This window comes from Massilimicrobiota sp. An142, assembly GCF_002160725.1.
GTDB classification, from domain to species: domain Bacteria; phylum Bacillota_I; class Bacilli_A; order Erysipelotrichales; family Coprobacillaceae; genus Allocoprobacillus; species Allocoprobacillus merdigallinarum.
Map to the genome: position 1 here is coordinate 15,738 of NZ_NFLD01000016.1, position 25,113 is coordinate 40,850.

At 32.4% G+C, this 25,113-nt stretch carries 23 protein-coding genes and 1 riboswitch; of the genes, 19 read left to right on the plus strand and 4 right to left on the minus strand.

Annotated elements, in window-relative coordinates:
- Window position 1: 1 nt before the first annotated feature.
- From B5E87_RS08065 to B5E87_RS08080, 4 genes are all read right to left on the minus strand, one after another.
- Entirely contained in the window at window positions 2-187 is a 186-nt protein-coding gene (locus B5E87_RS08065) for a hypothetical protein (RefSeq protein ID WP_087244417.1), read from the minus strand.
- Window positions 188-638: 451 nt separating this feature from the next.
- On the minus strand, window positions 639-1,247 hold the full coding sequence (locus tag B5E87_RS08070) for an ATP-binding cassette domain-containing protein (protein ID WP_087244418.1): 609 nt from the start codon (window positions 1,245-1,247) through the stop codon (window positions 639-641).
- 9 nt (window positions 1,248-1,256) lie between these two features.
- Window positions 1,257-1,754: a hypothetical protein gene (locus B5E87_RS08075; protein WP_087244419.1), complete on the minus strand. Its 498-nt coding sequence runs from the start codon at window positions 1,752-1,754 to the stop codon at window positions 1,257-1,259.
- Window positions 1,747-2,589, minus strand: a complete 843-nt coding sequence (locus B5E87_RS08080) for a hypothetical protein (RefSeq protein ID WP_087244420.1) — start codon at window positions 2,587-2,589, stop codon at window positions 1,747-1,749. Before B5E87_RS08080 ends, B5E87_RS08075 begins: the two co-directional genes overlap by 8 nt.
- 162 nt (window positions 2,590-2,751) lie before the next feature.
- Between B5E87_RS08080 and B5E87_RS08085 the strand changes: the two genes are divergently transcribed.
- From B5E87_RS08085 to B5E87_RS08175, 19 genes are all read left to right on the plus strand, one after another.
- Window positions 2,752-3,456 carry a LytTR family transcriptional regulator DNA-binding domain-containing protein gene (locus B5E87_RS08085; protein ID WP_087244421.1) on the plus strand — a complete coding sequence of 235 codons (705 nt, stop codon included), beginning with the start codon at window positions 2,752-2,754 and terminating at the stop codon, window positions 3,454-3,456.
- Window positions 3,457-3,503: 47 nt separating this feature from the next.
- A riboswitch (ZMP/ZTP riboswitch) is annotated at window positions 3,504-3,582 on the plus strand.
- 128 nt (window positions 3,583-3,710) lie between these two features.
- A complete protein-coding gene (locus tag B5E87_RS08090) occupies window positions 3,711-5,381 on the plus strand; it encodes a formate--tetrahydrofolate ligase (RefSeq protein WP_087244422.1) in 1,671 nt (556 codons plus the stop codon).
- Window positions 5,382-5,399: 18 nt separating this feature from the next.
- Window positions 5,400-5,888: a 5-(carboxyamino)imidazole ribonucleotide mutase gene (gene purE / locus B5E87_RS08095; RefSeq protein ID WP_087244423.1), complete on the plus strand. Its 489-nt coding sequence runs from the start codon at window positions 5,400-5,402 to the stop codon at window positions 5,886-5,888.
- Window positions 5,885-6,610: a phosphoribosylaminoimidazolesuccinocarboxamide synthase gene (gene purC / locus B5E87_RS08100; protein WP_224759479.1), complete on the plus strand. Its 726-nt coding sequence runs from the start codon at window positions 5,885-5,887 to the stop codon at window positions 6,608-6,610. Before purE ends, purC begins: the two co-directional genes overlap by 4 nt.
- A gap of 11 nt (window positions 6,611-6,621) precedes the next feature.
- Window positions 6,622-7,647, plus strand: coding sequence for a phosphoribosylformylglycinamidine cyclo-ligase (gene purM, locus B5E87_RS08105; RefSeq protein WP_087244425.1), 1,026 nt, complete (start codon window positions 6,622-6,624; stop codon window positions 7,645-7,647).
- The gene (purN, locus tag B5E87_RS08110; protein WP_087244426.1) at window positions 7,641-8,234 is read left to right on the plus strand and encodes a phosphoribosylglycinamide formyltransferase; all 594 of its coding nucleotides are present in this window, start codon (window positions 7,641-7,643) and stop codon (window positions 8,232-8,234) included. Before purM ends, purN begins: the two co-directional genes overlap by 7 nt.
- A complete protein-coding gene (gene purH, locus B5E87_RS08115; RefSeq protein ID WP_087244427.1) occupies window positions 8,235-9,758 on the plus strand; it encodes a bifunctional phosphoribosylaminoimidazolecarboxamide formyltransferase/IMP cyclohydrolase in 1,524 nt (507 codons plus the stop codon).
- A gap of 7 nt (window positions 9,759-9,765) precedes the next feature.
- Entirely contained in the window at window positions 9,766-10,206 is a 441-nt protein-coding gene (locus B5E87_RS08120) for an ASCH domain-containing protein (protein WP_241147151.1), read from the plus strand.
- A 12-nt stretch (window positions 10,207-10,218) separates the two neighbouring features.
- On the plus strand, window positions 10,219-11,475 hold the full coding sequence (gene purD, locus B5E87_RS08125; protein ID WP_087244429.1) for a phosphoribosylamine--glycine ligase: 1,257 nt from the start codon (window positions 10,219-10,221) through the stop codon (window positions 11,473-11,475).
- A gap of 9 nt (window positions 11,476-11,484) precedes the next feature.
- Window positions 11,485-15,243, plus strand: a complete 3,759-nt coding sequence (locus B5E87_RS08130) for a phosphoribosylformylglycinamidine synthase (RefSeq protein WP_087244430.1) — start codon at window positions 11,485-11,487, stop codon at window positions 15,241-15,243.
- Window positions 15,244-16,620: an adenylosuccinate lyase gene (purB, locus tag B5E87_RS08135; protein ID WP_087244431.1), complete on the plus strand. Its 1,377-nt coding sequence runs from the start codon at window positions 15,244-15,246 to the stop codon at window positions 16,618-16,620. It begins immediately after the preceding gene.
- 155 nt (window positions 16,621-16,775) lie between these two features.
- Window positions 16,776-17,156, plus strand: coding sequence for a hypothetical protein (locus B5E87_RS08140; RefSeq protein ID WP_087244432.1), 381 nt, complete (start codon window positions 16,776-16,778; stop codon window positions 17,154-17,156).
- Window positions 17,157-17,340: 184 nt separating this feature from the next.
- Entirely contained in the window at window positions 17,341-19,038 is a 1,698-nt protein-coding gene (locus tag B5E87_RS08145; protein WP_087244433.1) for a Na/Pi cotransporter family protein, read from the plus strand.
- 120 nt (window positions 19,039-19,158) lie between these two features.
- Window positions 19,159-19,533 (plus strand): RidA family protein, encoded by a 375-nt coding sequence (locus B5E87_RS08150; RefSeq protein WP_087244434.1) that lies wholly within the window; start codon window positions 19,159-19,161, stop codon window positions 19,531-19,533.
- Complete coding sequence (locus tag B5E87_RS08155; protein WP_087244435.1) at window positions 19,520-19,879, plus strand: hypothetical protein; 360 nt, start codon at window positions 19,520-19,522, stop codon at window positions 19,877-19,879. The genes B5E87_RS08150 and B5E87_RS08155 overlap by 14 nt, the downstream gene beginning before the upstream one ends.
- 156 nt (window positions 19,880-20,035) lie before the next feature.
- Window positions 20,036-21,712, plus strand: a complete 1,677-nt coding sequence (locus B5E87_RS08160) for a GGDEF domain-containing response regulator (RefSeq protein WP_087244436.1) — start codon at window positions 20,036-20,038, stop codon at window positions 21,710-21,712.
- 140 nt (window positions 21,713-21,852) lie between these two features.
- Complete coding sequence (gene anmK, locus B5E87_RS08165) at window positions 21,853-22,992, plus strand: anhydro-N-acetylmuramic acid kinase AnmK (protein WP_087244437.1); 1,140 nt, start codon at window positions 21,853-21,855, stop codon at window positions 22,990-22,992.
- A gap of 52 nt (window positions 22,993-23,044) precedes the next feature.
- A complete protein-coding gene (locus tag B5E87_RS08170) occupies window positions 23,045-23,884 on the plus strand; it encodes a MurR/RpiR family transcriptional regulator (protein ID WP_087244438.1) in 840 nt (279 codons plus the stop codon).
- A gap of 180 nt (window positions 23,885-24,064) precedes the next feature.
- Window positions 24,065-25,111, plus strand: a complete 1,047-nt coding sequence (locus tag B5E87_RS08175; protein WP_158095582.1) for a serine hydrolase domain-containing protein — start codon at window positions 24,065-24,067, stop codon at window positions 25,109-25,111.
- Window positions 25,112-25,113: the final 2 nt, after the last annotated feature.

Sequence of the window (25,113 nt, forward strand, 5' to 3'; positions counted from 1 at the left end):
TTTAGGCTGTATGTGTGCGCATTTCATTTTTTAATTCATATAATGCATGACGGGCTTCTTCAATGTCATCAATCACATCATAAATTTCTTTACGTTGTTCTTCATTGATAGAATCATATTTAGAAATATCAAGAAGCTTTTCTAAAGCTTGATAAATATAATGATTTGCCTGATTTAATTGTTCCATCATTAACCTCCTTTAAATAAATAGATGTATACCAATCATAATCAATATCATTGATACATAATGATAACTCCAAATCTTATAGAATACAAGTAAAAAAATAAAAACAAGACTCCATAAGATCAATTGTAGAGCGATTAGTTCAAAAGATAAAGGTAAAGAAAAGAAAATAAAAAAGAAAATGTGAATCAATGTATAAAAGCTTATATATTTGAACCATTGTTTCAAAAAAATCTCATGTTTCTTTCGTTTAGAAAGACGTAAGCTTATCAATGTATCAAGATAGAGATACTGATAAACGATTTGATAGAAAATATAACTCCAGAATATTTGGGTGATAACAAAAATAAGATATCGAAAATCGAAGAAGGGATAGTGAAGAAGAATATAAGGTGTTATATCCTGATAAAGATATTTCAAAAAATAAACAAGCAAGCCATAAATAACAGTTATTTTAATCCATTTCATCTAAGAATAATTGTCCCTCTTCTAAACGATAGATATGTGTATAATGGATATCTGGTAAGTAATCATGAGCAGCAATCACAATGGTATGTCCTTTGTCATGTAATTGATTGATGAGCTGACAGAATGTATGAATAGATGTCTGATCTAAACCACGTGTGGGTTCATCTAATAAAATAAGTTCCTGATTTTCCATAATGGCTTGAATGATACCTGCTTTTTGACGCATACCAACAGAAAAGTTTTTTAACTTCATGGAGCTATGTAAATCTAATTGAAATTGTTGACACAATGATTCAATATAGCTGCTATCATATTGATTTTTTAAAGAAGCCAGGAATTGAAGATTATAAGCGAGAGTTTCGTTTTCTAGAAAACCTGGATTTTCAATTAAAGCTCCAATCTGTAAATCATTCTTTTTGGTGATTGTCCCTGAAGTAGGTTTGATAATATCGCAGATCAGCTTAAAAAGTGTTGATTTTCCTGAACCATTGATACCATGAATATAGATACATTCATGACCATCAAGATGAAATGAAAGATGTTGTAATACGGGTTGTTTATGAAAACTTATACTTAAATCTTGAATATCTAACATAAATCCTCCTTAAAATAGTTTTGTATAAACAATATGAAATAAAAAGTTCATAAAGATAGGTAAAGCTAAATAAATAAAATTCTTTTTTTGACCAATTTGTAGATATATGAATGTTGTTTCAATAAAAGTGACAATAAGATTAAGAATCATAAATAAAATCGTCACAAACATATCTTCTGGTAAGATGCCACCAAAAAAGAAAGCATAGCTTATATAAATAATCATTGTATAAATAAAACTGACCATCATTAAGAAATAATAAACGGAAGTATATGTTTTCTGTTCACCAATTCTTGTGATAATAGGAGATAGCAAGCGATTGCATTGTGCTGTAAACTGATAGTTCATTAATAAAAAGACATTATTCATATAAACACAAAGATAATTCGAATAAATGAGACAAATTGTATAAGTGTTTTTTCCACAAAGGATGGGTGATGCAAACAACATCATAATCAATATGATCATGACTTTCACATCGAGAAGTTTGAACCATTTTTTAATCATTTGTTTCTCTCCTTTTCAATAAGATCTGAAAACAAAGAGAAGAAACTATGGCATATATGAAAAAACAAATCGCATACAATGCAAGATGTGAAAGACCAAATGGATTTTCACGAACATGTTCTAATCCTAATGCAACTAAATTGTTGATTTGGATAAGAAAAGCTGCTTCTGGAATAGGTAAATACCCTTGAATCAAGGCGGGAATTAATACCAGCAAAATACCAATGATCACACCACAACAACGATAGACATATTTGTTGGTGATAAAAGTCTGTAATGCCAAAATAACACTGGACATTAAAGCATAGCCTAAAGAAGTGAGGGTTATAAAAAGAATCAGATTGATCACTTCAATAGGGCATAGAAGCTGAGTCGTGATATAGTATCCGTCAGGATAAGTCATGCTTTGAAAATGTATAGGAATTAAAAAGACATGACAGAAAATAAGTAGGCCTACCTGAATCAGGGTGATCACTCCAAAGGTCGAAAGTATATTTTTGATGCTGACTTCCAGATAATAATGTCTTCTTGTTAGTCGTGTTTCAATCATGTAAGCACTGCGAGTTTGATGCATATTTAAAAAATCATATGCCATGATATTTGGCAGCAACAGCATCAGTAAAATAAATAAAAATGGGTTTGTACCAATACGATATAAACTGTAAAAAAATTCAAGTCCAGCATTAGGATAAGCTTCCTGATAACCAGGACTGGAAAAAATAGATTGTTGAAAACTATAAATAGTGCTTATGATAATGAATATAAAAATGACAGTCACTAGAAATAGTTTTTCTTTTGAAAGAAACGCTTTCCATAAGGAACGATGTCTTTCCATAAAATTATTGTCCTCCTTTCTTATATGTTTCCTTTATACCTTAACAGACTTATGCAAAAATAAGTCGAAAGTGTGCTAAAAATGCACAAACAGGAGTGAAAGTGGCATTTTTTATTTAAAAATGAATAGGTAAAATAAAAAAAGGGATAAGGAGTGAAGGACATGAAAGTATTTATTTGTATGGATGATGAAGATTGTATAGAAAAATTAAGTGAATTATTATATCAGACACATATGGAAGAAGATATATCTATTGATAGCTATGATCAATTTGTCAATATAGCATTTTTACGTCAAAGAGAAAGCTATGATGTGGCTTTTATTGGAGATCGTATTCATGGTGACAATGGTTTTTTAATGGGTGAGTATTTACATGATGCGAATCCTGAATGTTTGATTATCTATATTGGTGATGATTATGCGCATATGCATGAAAGTTTTCGGGCATATGGATATCAGATGTTTTTAAAACAGGAATTACCAGAACTGTTTAATGGTGAATTTCAAAGAATATGGAGTCATTACCAAAAATTACATCACGAGGAAATCTTTTATCTTGATAATGGAGGAACACGACGTTTTTTACCAGGGGAAATCGTTTATATTGAAAATGGACGTTTTCAAACACAGGTGGTGACTGCACATCAGCGTTTTTATGGACATTTTGGTGATTTAACCAAAACAAAAACGAAGTTATTGAAGTATTCTTTTTTTCAGATGCATCCCCGTTATTTTGTAAATATGCATTATATTTTAATGATTCGAAATGGTGAATTAGAAATGAAAAATGGGGATTGTATTCCAACTTCTATTATGAATAAAGAATTAATTAATGATGCGATTCAATCTTTTCTTTCTAGTCAGTAAAAAATATGAATAAATATTGAAAAAAAAGGTAAGAAATGATATTATTCAATTAGTTATACAACTGACGGAAGTGGAATAGACCACATGGAGTATAATGGGAAAGAGTCGACCGTCTGGGCAACAGTCTGGACGTTTAGACTCTTTTTTTGGTTTTTCATAAATTGATAACGATATCAATAGTCAAAACCATGAATTTGTGATATAAAGAAAGTGTCAAGAGGTCCTAAAAATAAAAAAAGAAAGGGTGTTTAATGATGTTAACAGATGTAGAGATTGCACAAAGTGCAAAAATGAAACCCATCAAGGAGATTGCTGAAAAAGTTGGACTTGATGAAGATGATTTGGAGCTTTATGGTAAGTATAAAGCTAAGATTTCATTAGAAGCGATTTCTCAACTTAAGGAAAAAGAAAATGGAAAGTTAATCTTAGTGACTGCCATTAATCCCACACCTGCAGGTGAAGGAAAGACAACAACAATGATTGGATTATCTCAAGCTTTGAATAAATTAGGGAAAAAATCTGTTGTGGCTATGCGTGAACCAAGCTTAGGTCCATGTTTTGGCGTGAAAGGTGGTGCAGCTGGTGGCGGTTATGCTCAAGTTGTTCCAATGGAAGATATCAATCTGCATTTTACTGGTGATATTCATGCTATTACGACTGCCAATAATTTAATTGCAGCGATGTTAGACAATTCTATTCAACAGGGAAACCCATTGGATATTGATACAAGACAGATTGTCTGGAAAAGATGTGTGGATCTTAATGATCGTGCATTAAGACATATTGTTGTGGGACTTGGTGGTAAAGTCAATGGTGTTCCTAGAGAAGATGGATTTGATATTTCAGTAGCGAGTGAAGTCATGGCTATTTTGTGTTTAGCAACATCATTGGAAGATTTAAAACAACGTGCGGGACGTATGATTGTGGCTTATAATCATGCTGGTGAACCTGTGACGGTGGATGATATTCAGGCCACAGGAGCTGTCACATTATTATTGAAAGATGCTATTAAGCCCAATTTAGTCCAAACACTTGATCATACGCCAGTCTTTGTTCATGGGGGTCCATTTGCGAATATTGCACATGGATGTAACTCTGTTATGGCAACAAATTTAGCTATGAAATTAGGTGATTATGCCATTACTGAAGCTGGTTTTGGAGCTGATTTAGGTGCTGAAAAATTCTTAGATATTAAATGTCGTCAGGCTGGATTAAAACCAGATGCAGTTGTTATTGTCGCAACTGTCCGTGCGCTTAAAATGCATGGTGGCGTAAAGAAAACAGATTTAGCAGTAGAAAACTTAGATGCCCTTAGAAAAGGAATTGAAAACTTAGAAAAACATATTGAAAATATTCATAAATACCATTTGCCTAGTGTTGTTGCTATTAATGCTTTTCCAACCGATACAAAGGCTGAACTTGAATTATTAAAGGAAATCTGTAAACAAAAAGGTGTCGATGTTGCCATTAGTGAAGTGTGGGCAAAAGGAGCAGATGGTGGCATTGAATTGGCTGAAAAATTATTAGAAGTCTTAGATACAAAAGAAGCTCATTTTGAGCCATTATATGATTTGAATTTACCAATTGCTGACAAAATCAAAGTCATTGCAAAAGAAATCTATGGTGGGGATGATGTGACTTTCACTAAGAAGGTCATGAATAAAATGAAAAAATATGAAGCACAGGGATTAGGTCAATTACCAATCTGTGTCGCAAAAACACAATATTCATTATCTGATGATCCAACATTGCTTGGTCGTCCTCATGGATTTGTGGTTGAAATCAATGATTTGATTCCAAATACAGGTGCAGGATTTTTAGTCGCTATTAGTGGCGATATTATGCGTATGCCTGGATTACCAAAACAACCAGCTGCCGTGAATATGGATATTGATGAAGATGGCAAGATTGTTGGATTATTTTAAATAGAAGGAGATGGAGAAATGAAAGTAGCAGTGATTATGGGTTCAACAAGTGATTTACCTAAAGTTGAACCAGCTATTCAAATTTTAAAAGATTATGGTGTTGAAGTTCAGGTGAGATGTTTATCAGCTCATCGTGCTCATCTAGGACTTAGTGAGTTTATGAAGGAAATCAATCAAAATGGGACAGAGGTTGTAATTACAGCAGCAGGTATGGCCGCTGCCTTACCAGGTGTTGTCGCATCGCAAACAGTATTACCTGTTATTGGTGTTCCACTAAGTGGCGCAACATTAGATGGTATGGACGCTTTGTTGTCAATTGTCCAAATGCCTTCTGGTATCCCAGTTGCAACAGTCGCTATCAATGGAAGTAAAAATGCAGCTTATTTAGCATTACAGATGATGGCTGTACATCATGAAGAATTAAAAACAAAACTCATCGCCTTCCGTCAGGATAATGAAAAACAGGCAATGAAAGCAAATCAGGAAGTTATGGAAAAATATCAATAAAAAAGGAGAACAAAACAATGGCAAAATTATTATATGAAGGAAAAGCAAAACAAGTTTATGAAACAGAAAATCCAAATGAATACATCATTCATTATAAAGATGATGCAACAGCTGGTAATGGTGTGAAACATGATCAGTTTGAAGGAAAAGGTGTCTTAAATAATACGATTTCTTGTATTATCTTTGATATGTTAGAAGAAGCAGGAATCAAGACACATATGATTGAAAAAATCAATGAAAGAGATATTCGTGTTAAAAAAGTAGAAATCTTCCCATTAGAAGTCATTATTAGAAACATTACAACAGGATCATTCTGTAAAAGATTAGGAGCAAAAGAAGGTATTGTCTTAGATGAACCAATATTCGAATTAAGTTATAAAAATGATGACTATGGTGATCCATTAATCAATGATGATCATGCTGTAGCATTGGGACTGGCAACGCGTGATGAATTAAAATATATCCGTGAAACAACATTAAAGATTAATGAATTATTAAAAGCATTCTTCTTAAAATTAAATTTAAAATTAGTAGATTTTAAAATTGAATTTGGTAAAACTGAAGATGGTCAAATCTTATTGGCAGATGAAATTTCACCTGATTCTTGTCGTTTATGGGATGTTGATACAAATCAAAAATATGATAAAGATGTCTTTAGACAAGATATTGGTGATTTAATTGAAACTTATAAAGCCGTTTTAGCAAGAATGGAAAATAAATAAGGAGAAAAAGTATGGATTATAAAAAAGCTGGTGTAGATATTGAAGCTGGATACAAATCAGTAGAATTAATGAAAGAACATGTCAAAGCAACGATGCGTCCTGAAGTGATTGGTGGACTTGGTGGTTTTGCTGGAGCATTTGATTTAAGTGCCATTAAAAATATGGAAGAACCTGTTTTATTATCAGGAACTGATGGTTGTGGAACAAAGGTGAAATTAGCTTTTGTGATGGATAAACATGATACAATAGGTATTGATGCTGTTGCGATGTGTGTCAATGATATTGCATGTAGTGGTGGAGAGCCATTGTTTTTCTTGGATTATATTGCCTGTGGAAAGAACTATCCTGAAAAAATTGCAACCATTGTTAAAGGGGTGGCTCAAGGTTGTCTTCAATCTGAATGTGCATTAGTTGGTGGTGAAACAGCAGAACATCCAGGATTAATGCCTGAAGATGATTATGATTTGGCTGGTTTTGCAGTAGGTGTTGTTGATAAAAAAGATATTATTGATGGTTCAAATATCAAAGCTGGTGATGTTTTGGTTGGTATCGCATCTAGTGGTGTGCATAGTAATGGTTTTTCACTTGTGAGAAAAGTTTTTGATATCACAAAAGAATCATTAGAAACATATTATGATGAATTAAATGGAACATTGGGTGAAACATTATTAACACCAACAAGAATTTATGTCAAAGCTTTAAAAAATATCAAAAAAGCTGGCGTTCAAGTCAAAGGATGCTCACATATTACAGGTGGAGGATTTTATGAAAATGTTCCAAGAATGTTACCAGATCATGCATTAGCCCTCATTCGTAAAGATAGTTATCCTATCCCACCTATTTTCAATCTGATTCAAAAGAATGGACAAATCGAAGAACAGATGATGTATAATACGTTTAATATGGGGCTAGGAATGGTGATTGCTTTAGATCCTGCAGATGTTGACACAGCTATGAAAGCTATTGAAGCAGCAGGTGATCATTGTTATGTTGTTGGACATATTGAAGAAGGTCAAAAAGGAGTTCAGTTATGTTAAAGATTGCTGTGATGATATCTGGTGGTGGCACAGATTTGCAATCAATTATTGATGCCTGTCAGGCTGGAAAAATCAATGGAACGATTGAACTTGTGATTTCTAATCGTCAAAAAGCTTATGGTTTACAGCGTGCTCAAAAAGCAGGGATTGAAACAGCAGTTGTCAAAAAGAATGATACATTGATTGTATCAATGTTAAAGGAAAGAAACATTGATTTGGTTGTTTTAGCTGGTTATTTAGCCATTTTAACAGATGAACTGATTGATGCCTATCCAAATCAGATTATCAATATTCATCCTTCATTGATTCCTTCATTTTGTGGGGCAGGTATGTACGGAATGCATGTCCACGAAGCTGTTTTGAATAGAGGCGTGAAAGTCAGTGGGGCGACTGTTCATTTTGTCAGCAGTGAAATAGATGGTGGTCCTATCATTAAGCAGGTTGCCTGTGATATTTCGGATTTAGATAAACCAGAAGATATACAGGCTAGAGTTTTGGAGATTGAACATCGCATCTTACCTGAAGTTGTCGGGTTATATTGTGATGGAAGAATAAAAGTAGAAAATGGAAGGGCAAAGGTGATTTAAGTGAAAAGAGCTTTGATTTCTGTAACAAATAAAGATGGTGTTGTTGATTTTGCATCAGGTTTAGTGAAACTCGGATTTGAAATTGTTTCTACTGGTGGAACAATGAAAGTTTTAGAAGACAATGGTGTTCACTGTATTGCGATTGATGATGTCACTGGTTTTCCTGAAATGTTGGATGGGAGAGTGAAAACTTTACATCCTAAAGTTCATGGTGGACTTTTATTTAAAAGAGATAATCCAGAACACGTGAAAACAGTTCAAGAACATCATATTCAACCTATTGATTTGGTTTGTGTGAATTTATATGAATTTGAAAAAGCTTTAAGAGCTGGAAAACCAATGGAAGATATGATTGAAAATATTGATATTGGTGGACCTTCTATGATTAGAAGTGCTGCTAAAAACTTCAAAGATGTTTTGATTGTCACTGATCCAAGTGATTATGCAAAAGTCTTAGAAGCTATTGAAAACAATCAGACTGATTATGATTTCAGATTACGTCTTGCTTATAAAGCTTTTAGTACAACAGGGGCTTATGACGCCATGATTTCACGTTATTTTGCAGATGTATGTCATGATGAATTCCCTGATACTTTAAACATTTCATTAAAGAAAGTGGAACATTTACGTTATGGAGAAAACTCTCAACAGGCAGCTAATAAATATGAAGACAGCTATGTTCAAAAATCATTATTAGATTATGAACAATTACATGGAAAAGAAATTTCTTTCAATAATGTCAACGATTTATATGGAGCTGTGGCTTTAGTGAGAGAATTTGGTGATCAGATTGTTACAGCGGCTATTAAACATTCAACACCTTGTGGGGTTGCGATTGGTGAAACTGGTTATGATTCTTATATGAAAGCTTATGAAGCAGATCCACAATCTATCTTTGGTGGAATTGTAGCCGTGAACTATAAAATTGATAAACAGACAGCTGAACAGATGCATAAGATTTTCTTGGAAATCGTTGCAGCACCTGATTTTGACGAGGATGCTTTGGAAATCTTAAAGAAAAAGAAAAACTTACGTATCTTAAAATTAAAGAATTTAGATGCTAGAGATGCCAAATATGATATTAAATATCTTGAAGGTAAAGTGCTTGTCCAAGAGTTAAATACAAAGATGATTGATGAAATGAAAGTTGTCACTGAAGCAAAGCCTACACCAGAACAGCTAACAGATATGGAATTTGGTATGAAAGTTGTCAAATATGTTAAATCAAATGCAATCTGTATTGTGAAAAATGGTGTGACTTTGGCTATTGGTGGAGGACAGACTTCACGTGTTTGGGCTTTGGAAAATGCTATTAGAAACAATCCTGATAAGAATTTCGAAGGTTCAGTTTTAGCTAGTGATGCTTTCTTCCCATTTAATGACTGTGTTGAAGTTGCTGCCAAGGCAGGAGTTGGTGCTATTATTCAACCAGGTGGAAGTATCAGAGATCAGGATTCTATTGATTTGTGTAATGAAAAGAATATTCCAATGGTCTTTAGTGGATATAGACATTTTAGACATTAAGATATAAATGATGAATGCCAAACAGATGTGGGAAAAGTTTTTGGACAAAGAAGCTGGAGATAGTTACGATGCATGGCAGTATGGTAGTCATGCCAATGGGCTTGCTTTACTGACATTACTGAAAATCAAAACAGCAACATCTTCAGCTTATCCCATATATGTCCAATACGATGAACCTCTACCACAGGTTGGAAGTTACAGCATTATCTTAGATAAACAAGATCATGCTGTATGTATCATTCAAACGACAGAAGTTACCATCATTCCCTTTGATCAAGTGAATGATGAGCATGCTTATTTAGAGGGAGAGGGAGATCGTACGCTTGATTATTGGCGAAAAATACATGCAGATTTTTTTACACAGGAAATGGAAAATATGGGTCAGCAGTTTCATAAGGACATGTTAGTTGTGTGTGAAAAATTTAAAGTTGTATATCCAAAATCATAAGAGGAGGAAACCATGAAAGTATTAGTTATTGGTAGTGGTGGTCGTGAACATGCGATTGCTTATGCTTTAAATAAAAGCCAGAAAGTTGATGAAATTCATGCTATACCAGGAAATCCAGGTATGGCTGAAATTGGAACTTGTCATCCTGGTCATGTAGAAGATTTAGATAGTATTTTAAAATTTGTTGAAGAACATGCGATTGATTTTACAGTGATTGGACCTGAAGTGCCTTTATGCATGGGATTAGCTGATTTATTGGAAAGTCATGGACATAAAGTTTTTGGCCCAACGAAACAGGCTGCAACTTTGGAAGGAAGTAAAGCTTTTTCTAAGGATTTTATGAAAAGACATCATATTCCTACTGCCGCCTATCAGGAAGTTCACTCTTATGAAGAGGCTATTGAAGCTTTAACTTCATTTGATTATCCTGTTGTTGTCAAAGCAGATGGATTGGCAGCTGGTAAGGGTGTTGTGATTTGTGAAAATGAATCACAAGCCAAGCTGGCTTTACAGGAAATGATGGTAGAAGGAGCTTTAGACGGAGCTGGAAAAACAGTTGTTTTAGAAGAATTCTTAACTGGATTTGAATGTTCACTTCTTTGTTTTACTGATGGTGAAACAATCGTTCCCATGGTGAGTGCTAAGGATCATAAACAAATCTATGATGAAAATAAAGGACCAAATACAGGTGGTATGGGAACTGTTTCTCCAAATCCTTTCTTACCAGAGGGAATGGAAGAGATTTTGAAAAAAGATGTTCTAGAACCATTTATGGCTGGTTTAAAAGCTGATCATATGGATTATAGAGGTGTTGTTTTTATTGGTTTGATGATCGAAAATAATCAACCAAAAGTTCTTGAATTCAATGTTCGCTTTGGAGATCCTGAAACACAATCTATTCTTTTAAGATTAGATACAGATTTATTTGATATTATGTATGCTGTAAGTACAAAAACATTAAAAGATATTGATATTCAATGGAAAGACGAACATGTGGCCTGTCTTGTTTTAGCAAGTCAAGGTTATCCAGGAAGTTATGAAAAAGGCAAGGTTATTACGGGTATTGATCAGGTTGATGAAGATATCGTGATTTTCCATGCTGGAACTGCTATCAATCAAAATGGTGAGCTTGTAACAAATGGAGGACGTGTCTTAAATATTTGCGCCTATGGTCAAACATTAGAGGAAACACGTGATAAAGTTTATCAGGCTGCCAAGACTATTGAGTTTGATGGTAAATATTATCGTAAAGATATTGGATTAAATTGAGGTGAAAAGATGAGTAAAGTCTATCGTGTATATGTTGAAAAGAAAAGTGCATATGCTATTGAAGCGAATGAGTTATTAAATAATATTCAGACACAATTAAAAATAGAAACAGTGACAGATGTTCATGTTGTGAATCGTTATGATCTTCAAGGTGTCAGTGAAGATGTTCTTAAACAAGGGATTCCAACAATTTTAAGTGAACCTATGGTTGATGAAATTTATCAGGAAGATTATCCTTTAAATGAACATCAAAAAGCTTTTGCGATTGAATTTTTACCTGGACAATATGACCAGAGAGCTGATGCCTGTGAGCAATGTTTTCAGGTTTTAACAGGTGAAAAAAATGTTAAGGTCAAATGTGCCAAATTAATTGTTTTAGAAGGACAGGTATCTGATGATGATGTCAAAGATATTCAAAATTATTTGATTAATCCAGTAGATCAGCGTTTGGCTTCATTAGATAAACCAGAACATTTGAATGATGAAGATGTACATATTAACCCTGTTCCAATTATTGATGGATTTATGGATATGAGTGACGATGAATTAAAACGCTTTATACAAGATAATGGTATGGCCATGAATGAAGATGATTTAAAAGTCACTCAAGATTACTTTAAAAATGAAGAAAAACGTAATCCAACAGAAACTGAATTAAAGGTATTAGATACATATTGGTCTGATCATTGTCGTCATACAACATTTGCGACAATCATTACAGATTTAGACATTGAAAATGGTGCATTTAAAGAAATTTTAGAAAAAGATGTTGAAAATTATAAAACATCACGTCATTTGGTTTATGGTGTGAATACAGATCGTCCATTAACTTTAATGGATTTAGCAACGATTTCTATGAAAGAATTAAGAAAAACAGGCTATTTAGATGATTTAGAAGTTTCTAAAGAAATTAATGCCTGTTCTGTAGAATTGACTGTTCATACCAATGAAGGTGATGAAGAATGGCTATTGATGTTTAAAAATGAAACACATAACCATCCAACAGAAATTGAACCATTTGGTGGGGCAGCAACATGTTTAGGTGGTGCCATTCGTGATCCTCTTTCAGGACGTGCTTATGTTTACCAGTCTATGCGTATTACAGGAGCTGGAGATCCAAGACAGCCATTAGACGAAACAATGAAAGGAAAACTTCCTCAACGTAAAATCTGTCAGGAAGCAGCTCATGGCTTTTCAAGTTATGGAAACCAGATTGGTTTAACAACTGGTTTTGTCCATGAAATTTATGATGATGGATTCCTTGCAAAACGTATGGAACTTGGTGCCGTTGTGGCAGCTGCACCAAAAGATCAGGTAAAACGTTTAGAACCATTAAAAGGACATATTGTTTTATTGATTGGTGGACGTACTGGTCGTGATGGTATTGGTGGAGCGACAGGTTCATCAAAATCACATGAATTAAAAACCACAACAACAGCTGGAGCTGAAGTTCAAAAAGGAAATCCAGTAGAAGAAAGAAAAATTCAAAGATTATTTAGAAATCCTGAAGTGTCAAAACGTATTGTACGTTGTAATGACTTTGGGGCAGGTGGAGTCTGTGTAGCCGTAGGTGAATTGGCAGATGGACTGGAAATCAATTTAGATGCTGTCTTAAAGAAATATGAAGGTTTAACAGGAACAGAATTAGCGATTTCTGAATCTCAGGAACGTATGGCTATTGTGATTGATCCTCGTGATGAAGCTTTCATTAAAGATGCCTGTGATCAGGAAAATCTTGAAGTTGTCAAAGTCGCAACAGTCACTGACAAAAACCGTTTAACAATGTCTTATATGGGACAGACTGTTGTTGATATTGATCGTGGTTTCTTAGATAAGAATGGAGCTTCACGTTATCAGAATATTCATGTTGAATTACCTGATTTTGATCAGACACCTTTTGATGAAGTGAAACAGACATCATTTGTCAAAACTTCAAAAGATGTTTTAAGTCGTTTATCTGTTTGTAGCCAAAAAGGATTGGTGGAAAGATTTGACTCATCTATCGGTAATGGAACTGTTTTATCACCATTTGGTGGAAAGACTTTAAGAACTGAAACTGAAGGTATGGTCGCTTTAATTCCGGTATTACAAAAAGAAACAACAACATGTTCAATCATGAGTTATGGTTATAATCCTGTTATTTCAAAATGGTCACCTTATCATGGTTCTATTTATGCGATTGTTGAATCTATTGCGAAAATTGTCGCAATGGGTGGAGATTATCATACAATTCGTTTCTCTTTCCAGGAATATTTTGAAAAATTACTTGATATTCCAGAAAAATGGGGAAAGCCATTTGCAGCATTACTTGGTGCATATCGTGTTCAATCTGAGATGAAACTTCCATCTATTGGAGGAAAAGATTCTATGTCAGGTTCATTTGAAGATATACATGTACCACCAACACTTGTCTCTTTTGCGATTACTGGTGGAGATGTGCAAGATGTGATGACACCAGAATTAAAAGCAGCTCATCATACTTTGGTAGAAGTGATGTTACCAAAAGATGAATTCCATATTTTTGACTTTGATGCTTTAAAAGCACAATATGATGGTATTATGGAATTGATGAAAAATAAACAGGTTTATAGTGCTTATACTGTCAAAGATGGTGGTGTGATTGAAGCTGTTTATAAAATGGCATTTGGAAATGCAATTGGTGTACAATTGAATGATGAATTGGCATTAGAAAGCTTCGTTCAAAAAGATTATGGACATATCATCTTAGAAGTTGAAAATGATTCAGTTGTGACATTGCCACATACAAGAATTATTGGACATACAGTTGATTCATCTGTTATGATATATCGTGATGAAACTTTATCATTAGATGAAGCTTATCAAGTTTATGAATCTGTTTTAAATGATGTTTATCCAACAACAGAAAAAGCTCCAACAAGTGATATGATTGTGAAAGACTGTCATCAAAGAAGTGAATTAAAAGCAAAACAGACATATGATGAAGTCAAAGTTGTTATTCCAGTATTCCCAGGAACAAACTGTGAATATGATTCAAAACGTGCTTTTGAACGTGCTGGCGCAACAGTTCAACTTGTCTTGATGCGAAATAAAACAGCTCAAGAAATGAAAGATTCTGTTGAAGAATTAGAAAAGGCTATTCGTCAATCACAAATTATGATGTTACCTGGTGGATTTAGTGCTGGTGATGAACCAGAAGGATCTGGTAAATTTATTGCGACAGTTTTAAGAAGTCCAAAACTAAAAGCTGCCATTGATGATTTATTAGAAAATCGTGATGGATTGATGATTGGAATTTGTAATGGATTCCAGGCATTAGTGAAATTAGGATTACTTCCTTATGGACATATTAAAGATATGGATGAAAATGATCCAACATTAACATTCAATACAATTGGTCGTCACTTATCTCAGATGGTGAATACAAGAATTGCTTCTGTAAAATCACCTTGGTTAACAGGTGTGAATGTAGGCGATATTCATACTGTTCCTATTTCTCATGGAGAAGGACGTTTTGTTGCTCCAAAAGAAGTCATTGAACAATTATTTGAAAATGGGCAGGTTTTTAGTCAATATGTAGATGAAAACAATCAGCCAACTATGGTTTCACCATATAATCCTAATGGATCAATGATGGCTATTGAAGGTATTGTTTCAAGTAATGGACGTGTATTAGGAAAAATGGCTCATAGTGAACGTCAAGGTGAAAATAGAAATAAGAATATTTATGGTGAAATGGATCAGAAATTATTTGAAGCAGGTGTAAATTATTTTAAAGGTGGTAAATAAATGGAAAGACAAATTTTTGAAAGTATGACACTTTGTCCTTTAGATGGACGTTATAGTAATGTCAAAGATGCTTTTGCCCAATATTTTAGTGAATATGCTTTAGTTAAATATCGTGTATATGTAGAAATTCAGTGGTTAAAGTTCTTGATTGAAAATATTGAAAGTGATATCTTAAAGAATTTTGATCAAGCCAATATGAAACAAATTGAAGATATAGCTAATCATTTTGATGAAGAAGCTTTTGCCAAAATTAAAGAGATTGAATCTTCAACACGTCATGATGTTAAAGCTGTAGAATATTATATTGGTAATACTTTAAAAGAAATGGGTTACGATGATTTAATCAGCTTTGTTCATATCGGTTGTACTTCAGAAGATATCAATAATACGTCTTATGCTTGTATGATTAAACATGGTTTACAAGATGTCTGGTTAAAAAAAGCAAATGAAGTTGTAGATGCAATGAATAAATGGGCAATTGAACATAGTGATGATGCCATGTTGGCACATACACATGGTCAACCAGCGACACCAACAACAATTGGTAAAGAATTTAAAGTCTATGCTTATCGTTTTGCTTCTAGTATTGAAAATATTAAAAATATTCAGATTAAAGCAAAATTCAATGGTGCAACAGGAAATTATAGTGCCATTTTAACAGCTTTTCCAAATGTTGACTGGCCTGCACAAGCTAAGAAATTTGTTGAAGAATACTTAGGTTTAACTTTCAATCCATTAACAACACAAATTGAAAGTCATGATTATACTTGTCATATTTTAGACGGTATTCGTCATTTCAATAATATTTTAATGGATTTAGATGTTGATATGTGGCTTTATATTTCTATGGAATACTTTAAACAGATTCCAGTTCAAGGAGAAGTAGGAAGTAGTACAATGCCTCATAAAGTCAATCCAATTCGTTTTGAAAACAGTGAAGCCAATGCAGATATGTCAAATCATATTTGTGTAGCTTTATCTAATAAGTTACCAAAATCTCGTATGCAAAGAGATTTATCTGATTCTTCTAGTCAAAGAAATTTAGGATTAGCTTTTGGATATTCTTTACAGGCTATGAATGAAACATTAAATGGACTTGCTAAATGTGTAGTGAATAAAGAAAAATTAGCATATGATCTTAATGAAAAATGGGAAGTTTTAGCTGAACCAATTCAAACAATGTTAAGAAAATATGGTGTGCCTGATGCTTATGATACTTTAAAAGCTCTAACAAGAGGAAAAAGTATTTCTAAAGAAGATATTTTGAAATTTGCTGAAAGTTTAGATATTCTTTCTGATGAAGACCGTGAAACTTTAGTGAATATGACACCAGCTTCTTATATTGGTAAAGCAAGTGAACTTGCAAAAATGAAATAAATAGAGAAGGTAATGGGCATCTATGATGAACATTACCTTTTTACATAAACAAAAACTATATAATTTATGCTTTACAATGAATTGATCAATCAATCTGATATTTTAACTATGAAAAGTTTGGATATGTTATAATTGTTATAAAAGGGGATGGGATAATGAAATATCGTGTTATTTATAATAAAGGACTACCTAAGTCCATGTTAGAAAAGATAAAAAATAGGGAATATACATTAGATGAGATTCATTCTATGTATCAAGTTATAAAAAGAAACCATGATGCTAAACAAAAGGGATGGATACGTGCTATGATCATTTTGATAATATGTATTGTTGGCGTAGGTGGTTTAGGAATAACAAAAGTTCAACAACAGGCCTTAATAGTTTATCTTTTTTCCATTGGTTTTGTAGCTGGATTATGTATCTTGATATTGATATATGCAAAAATCAATGCAGTCAATAAAGAAATGAACCAACTTCAAAAAGCGTTAGAAATAGGGTATCCAGAATTGGCTGAAAGATTTTTTGTGAAATCGTGATATTTTTCTCAAAAACTTAGCAGCGAAAGACATTTATGAGATAAAAGAACCTATATAATATATAGCTTTATGATTTAGAAAATATATGAAAAATGTCGATAGAAATGTTAAGATTATGTTAAAAATATTTACATTATGTTAGGAATATGTTAAGTTTTACTTGTGTATAAATAGGAGGGACATGATGGAACTGACAAACATATTCTCTTTGCTTGGAGGGTTGGCTTTATTCCTTTATGGGATGACAATGATGTCAAATGGTTTAGAGCTGGCTGCCGGGAATAAGATGAAGTCAATTTTGGAAAAATTGACAACAAATCGTTTTTTAGGGGTTGCAGTTGGAGCACTGATAACAGCGATTATTCAATCTTCATCAGCAACAACAGTTATGATTGTAGGCTTTGTTAATGCAGGACTTATGCAATTGAAAAATGCTGTATGGGTCATCATGGGTGCCAATATTGGGACAACAATCACAGGACAGTTGATTGCCTTGGATATTACAGCTTTAGCACCTATTATTGCTTTTATTGGGGTTGTGTTGATTGCCTTTTTCAAAAGCAAGAAACTTGATGCAATTGGTGAAATTATTGCTGGTTTAGGTATTTTATTTATGGGGATGGAAATGATGTCAACAGCAATGGCGCCATTAAGAGAGTCTGCAGAATTTGCGAATATTGTCGCAAACTTTGAAAATCCATTGATTGGTATTTTAGTAGGTGCAGTCTTTACTGCCATCATTCAGTCATCATCAGCGTCAGTAGGTATTTTACAGGCGTTAGCGATGAGTGGAGTTGTAACTTTACCATCAGCTATTTATGTTTTATTTGGACAAAATATTGGAACATGTATTACGGCTGTATTGGCTTCCATTGGTGCTAATCGTAATGCCAAACGTACAACAATTATTCACTTATCATTCAATATTATAGGAACAATTATCTTTGTTATTATTAGTATGACAACACCATTTGCTGCGTTTATGGCATCATTAACACCAACAAATGTTGCTGCACAAATTGCCAATGTACATACAGTATTTAATGTTGTGACAACAATCATCTTGTTGCCAATTGGAACAAAACTGGTCGATTTATCATTCATTATTTTACCAGAAAAACCAGAATTGGAAGGAAAGATGCAGTTAAAATACTTAGACTTTGGTATTTTTACAAACGACTATCATATTGGAACAAGTGCTATTGCGAATACGCAGTTGTTCAATGAAACACAGAACATGCTAGATGTTGCAATAGACAATGTCCGTAAATCATTTGAACTTTTGATAGAGTTCAAGGAAGACAAATATGAAAAGCTACAAAAGAATGAAGAATATATCAACTATCTCAATAAAAATATTGTGGACTTTACAACAAATGCGATTTCAACAGAATTTCCAGTAGAAGGATCACAGGCTATTGGTTTATTCATGAAGATATCATCAGACATTGAAAGAATTGGAGATCATGCGGTGAATATAGCCCAAAGGGCCGAGCTTCTTCAAAGTGAAGACAGACGATTCTCACATGAAGCCATGGATGAGATAGGAATCATGAGCAGTCTTTGTGTCAATATACTAGATGAGCTGAGAATCATGAACTATGATGAGTTCAGTAGCATTGTAGGCAAAGTTGATGTAATAGAAGAGAACATAGACAAGACACATCATCAGTTTACAGTGAATCAGCTTAAGAGATTGAAAGATAAAAAATGTACAACAGAGAACAGTGTTGTCTATACGAAGATTCTTACAGATTTTGAAAGAATTGGAGATCATGGATTGAACATAGCCAAAGGTTTCTATAAAGCAAGAGAAGCAATGAAAGCTATGAAAATGGTGAAACCAGAAATGATCGAAGAAACAGAAAAAGCAACAGCGTAAAACTTTATGTGAAAACATAAAGTTTTTCTGTTTTTAAAGTTAAAAATAATATTTTATATAAACAGTAGTTTCTATGATGAAAATTTGTTATAATATTGAACAACATAGGAGGTAATAATAATGAAAAAAGTTATATCAACGGATAAAGCACCAGGAGCTATTGGACCATATAGTCAGGGTATTGATTTAGGAGATATTATTTTCTTCTCTGGTCAAATTCCTTTGAATCCTCAAACTGGTGAAATGCCAGAAGGAATCGAAGCACAAACAAAACAGGCTTTAGATAATGTCAAAGGATTACTTGAAAGTCAAAATTTAGATTTTTCTCATGTTGTAAAGACAACAGTATTTTTAGACGATATGAAAGATTTTAATACTGTTAATAGCATTTATGCTCAATATTTTGTAGAGCCTTATCCTGCTAGAAGTGCTATTGAAGTAGGAAGCTTACCAAAAGGCGCACTTATAGAAGTGGAAATTATTGCCGTCAAATAACACTATTATTTTAGCTGAAAGATTTCATCATTATATTAAAATTTATTATAGTGATGGACATACGGAAATTATTTTTGAAGATATAAAAAGTTATCTTCAACAAAAAAGAGCAAAAAAAGGATATAAAAATGCTATTTTACTACATGAAAATTGGCTATATCCAACTATGAATCAAAAAGATTATTCATGTCATTGGGTTAACTTGTATTATTTACGTGAAAAAAATCCTTATTGTAAGCAATTATTAAAGGATAAAAATATATATCAAAAAGCAAAAATTATGTATATAAAACAAATTCAAAAAGAAATGAATACCTATGGTCATACAGTAAAAGAACTAAGGTAATACTTTGGTTCTTTTTTTGTTTATAAGAGAAGATTAAAAATCTAATTTATTTTATAAGAAAAGTAATCTTTTGGAGTAAAATGGAAGGTTTTCTAAATAAAAAAAATCAGGTATAATAAAATTGAAATTGTTTTGATATGAAAATAGGAGAAAAGTATGAAAAATAAAATCTTGATTGTGGATGATTCACAGGTAAATAGACAAAGTTTAGCGGATATTTTAAGAGAAGATTATGAAATTGTTTTTGCAAATAATAGTACTGAAGCTATTTCATTAGTGAAGAATAATCTTTCATCGCTATCTTTGATAATATTGAATTGGATGATGGCTGAAATGAATGGGATTGAAGTTTTATCTTCTATGAATAAATATCACTGGATTGATAAAATACCTGTCATCATTATTGTCACACAAAATTTACAATATCCTATAGAACATGCTTATGAATTAGGGATTAGTGATGTTATAAGTTTGCCATTTCATGAAGATATTGTAAGAAAAAGAATATCTAACATCGTCTCACTATATTCTCAAAAAACTTATTTAAAAAATATGAAAACAGAGCAATTATCTGATCAATTAGATATTGAAAAAATAAAAAACAATTTCTTTTTTGAAAAGCAGAATCAACTGGCATTTATATATGATAATCAGTTAGATATCATGTTTTTATCACAAGATGCTTCTCAACGCTTGGAATTACCAGAAATTGTTGCCCATCCTATGGCTAGAGATTCTCATAATCGTCTTAAAGTCAGATTAACAAAGATGATACAGTTAGCTCAACAGACAAATCAAACAAATCCATCTTTTGAATATGAAGATATATTTATCATTGATGGAAAAGACCTATTGTGTCATTTTCAATGTCGTGCCATCTGGCTAGGTGAAGAAAATGCACGTTTTATAGGCTTGATGGGATTTATAGATAAAGAAGAACTCTTTGATGATGAAAAATTTCAAAATATTTCAAAGTTTGATCTTTTACATTTTCAACATTTTTTAATAGAATTTCAAAAAATATTTGATCAGATTTCCTTGATTGATGTTCAGACACAGTGCTATATATCTTTAACGAATGAAGATATTGAAAATATGTATTTTATGGAACATCAAGATTTATGGCAAGATATATCAATGTTTGATTCGAAAAGGTACAAAAAAGCATATGAACACCAATCAAAAGTCATCCACTTTGATTTTCAGTCACGATATATTTATTATGTCATTGATCAATATATAGAAGTGAATGATGATCCATATGTGATAGAATATAAATTAAAGATGCATGAACATATTTTAAAAAGTGATAAACAATATCGAAAAATGGTCAAAACATTAAATTATATGCAAGAGAATATATATCTGGATGGGTTAACCGAAGTTTATAATAGACGTTATTTAGAAGATGACTTGATAAAAAAAGAAGATATAACAGCGATTGCTATGATTGATTTAGATCATTTTAAAGATATTAACGATTGTTTTGGACATTTGGCAGGAGATCGAGCACTACAGGAAACAGCAAAGACCATCAAGAAAAGTGTACGTGAAAAAGATGCTGTGATTCGTTATGGTGGTGATGAATTTATTATTTTATTCTATCAGATACCTAAACATATTTTAGATGAAAGGTTGAATTCTATTCGCCAAGAAATTACAGAAATAAAAATTAAAACATACCCTGATTTAAAATTAACATGCAGCATTGGTTGTGCATATGGAAAATATGATTATCAGTTATTGAAATTAGCTGATAAAAGAATGTACCAGGCAAAAGAAAAACGAAATTGTGTTGTTATTGACGATAAAGAAGAGTTAGTGAAAGTATGATTGTAAAAATTGCTGTTTGTTTAAACATGAACTCATTCTTAAAAGATAATATATAATGAATGATATAATATTTTACAATTGTGTTTAATTTGTTAAAATAATATTTTAATAGGTGTATGATTCTTTTGAGGTGAAGAAAGATGTACGCGGTTGGAATCATGTCAGGAACATCAATGGATGGTATTGACACAGTGCTGGTTGATATTCATGGTTATGGAAAGGAAACAAAATTGAAAGTCATTGGCTACCATGAGTATCCTATGCCTTTAGATATGAAAGCAAAAATTATGAGAGCCTGTGATGAAAAAGATTCTCATGTTGATGAAATTTGTAGCTTAAATTTTGAACTAGGATATCTGTTTGTTGAAGCTGTCAAAGTTTTACTTCATAAATATCATATATTATCAAAAGATATTGATTTTATTGCAACACATGGACAAACAATTTATCATATTCCTTTTCAAAAAGGTCAACTGTTGCCATCTACTTTACAAATTGGGGAACCTGCTGTTTTGGCTTATGAATTGAATACAACAGTGATTTCTAATTTTAGAGTGATGGATATGGCAGCTGGCGGACAGGGAGCACCGTTGGTGCCATATAGTGAATTTATATTATATAGTGAAGAACATAAAAATATCGCATTACAAAATATTGGTGGCATTGGAAATGTGACTTTGCTTGTTGGACAGGATCTTGATCAAGTTCAGGCATTTGATACTGGACCAGGAAATATGATGATTAATGAAGCATGTCGTATCCTTTATCATTTAGAGTATGACGATTGTGGACATATTAGTGCTAAAGGAACGGTTATCAATGCTTTGTTAGATGAATTGATGCATCATTCATATATGAAAAAACAACCACCTAAATCAACAGGAAGAGAAGATTTTGGAGAAAAATATGTTCATTATCTTGTTGATAAATATAAAAAAGAAAAGCCACAAGATATTATAACAACTTTAACCTATTTTACTGCAAAAAGTATAGCTTATCATTATCAGACATATATATTGCCATATTATCCATTGCATAAAGTCATTGTTGGCGGTGGTGGCAGTCATAATCAGACACTTTTACATATGCTTCAAAAAGAATTATATGATATCCCTGTTTATACACAGGATGATATTGGTTATTCAAGTGATGCAAAAGAAGCCATTGCTTTTGTCATTATGGGGAATGAAACATTACACCATCACTTTTCTAATGTTAAAAGTGCGACTGGTGCATCTGATTATGTTATATTAGGAAATATGACATTACCACCACGATAATTCCTAGTATTTTTATAGAAGCATTGATATAATGATAATAGGTGGTGAATTTATGAATTGTCTAGTACAGATTAAAGAAGCACAAAAAAGTTATACATCAACAGAAAAAATCATTGCTCAATATATTTTAGAACATACTCATGAGATATTAAATGATTCAGCCCAGCAACTAGGTGAAAAAAGTCAAACGTCAGCTGCTGCCGTTATTCGTTTTTCTAAAAAATTGGGGTATAAAGGATTTAGTGATTTAAAAATCAGTTTAGCCAGATCTTCAAAAAATGAAGAGGAGGATATTGATACTGTTTTAGAGGAGGCAGATGATTTAACAACGCTTATTCATAAAGCTTGTCAATTGAATGTATCTACAGTTCAAAAAACATATCAAATGATTAATGAAGGACAATTACAAAAAGCAATTGAATATATGATTAACGCAAAAACAATTTATTTATTCGGAGTAGGAAGTTCTGCCATTGTGGCTTATGATTTTTCTCAAAAGTTATTGAGAATTGGTAAAAAAGCTATCTATAATACTGATATTCATGTGCAGATGACCTTTGCAGAAAGCATGACAAAAGACGATGTAGCTATTTTCATCAGTTACTCTGGAATGACTGCTGGTTTAACTGGTATGGCAAAAAAATTGAAGAAAGATGGTATACCAAGTCTGTCTATTACACAAAATTCTAGAAATACTGTCGCAAAAAATACTACGATTCAATTGTTTGTTCCTTTGGAAGAAAAAGAAATGAGAATAGGAGCTATCTCTTCAAGAACAGCATCTTTGGTTGTCACAGATCTTTTATATTATGGTGTTTATAAATACGACTTAGAAAATAACAGAGCTAAACTTTATGAAACAAAGAATCTGGTTTCTAAATTATTAAAATAATAAATGTATTTAAAATGGTTCACTTTTTTATAATAAGTGATCCATTTTTATATATTGTAAATGGTAAAAAATATTGAGTATAAGGAAATATTTTAAAAAATATGATTGACTTTTATTGACAAAATAATTCAAAAATTAGATAATAAAAATGAAATAATATTTTAATAAGGAGATATGCATATGAATGTAAAGATTGAACAATTTCTTAAAGAATCAGTCAATCGAAATATCTTTCCAGGTTGTTGTGTAGCGATTATTCATGATCAAACAACTGAATATTATTGTGTAGGCTATAAAGCTACCTATCCTTATCAGGAAGCTAACAAAATAGATACACTCTATGACTTGGCGAGTTTGACAAAAGTTGTAGGAACAACACCTGCAATATTGAGGTTCATTCAAAGTGGCGGAATTCATTATCATACACCGGTTTATACAATCATACCTGAATTTAAAAATAGAGATATAACACTTTTTCATTTGTTGACACATACATCGGGATTACCAGCAGACTTTGACTGGGAAATGACAGAAAATAAAGAAGTGATTATTCAGCGTATCTGTGAATTTTCTAATCAAGTTGTTCCAGAAAAAGAAGTGATTTATTCGGATTTAGGATATATTATCTTAGGGTATATTCTTGAAAAAATATCAAATCAATCACTTGATCAAGTGATTGAATCACAAGTTTTAAAACCACTTGAAATGTATGATACAAAATATTCTCCTACACAGATAAATAAATGTGCACCGACTGAATATAGTTCATATGTTCATCATATATTACAAGGAGAAGTTCATGATCACAAAGCTATCATGATGAATGGGATTGCTGGTCATGCGGGGTTGTTTTCTCATATTTTTGATTTAGAACATTATGCACAAATGATTTTGGATAATGGAAAATATAAAAATCAAACATTTTTAGAAGAACAATATATTCATGATATGTTTACAAATTTTTCTTTGAAAAATCAGGTTCCTAGAGGAATAGGTTTTTTGACCTATACTCCTGATAGTCTTTTCTCATCGTTGAATTCTACAAAAACAATAGCTCATACTGGCTTTACAGGTACGTCAATATTGATTGATCAGGAGAACCAAATTGCAATAATTGTTTTATCTAATAGAGTTCATCCTACACGAGAAAATACAGAGATATTGAATTGGCGTAGAGAGTTTCATGATTTTGTGATGAAGCATATCAATGATGATATTGAGAATTGAAT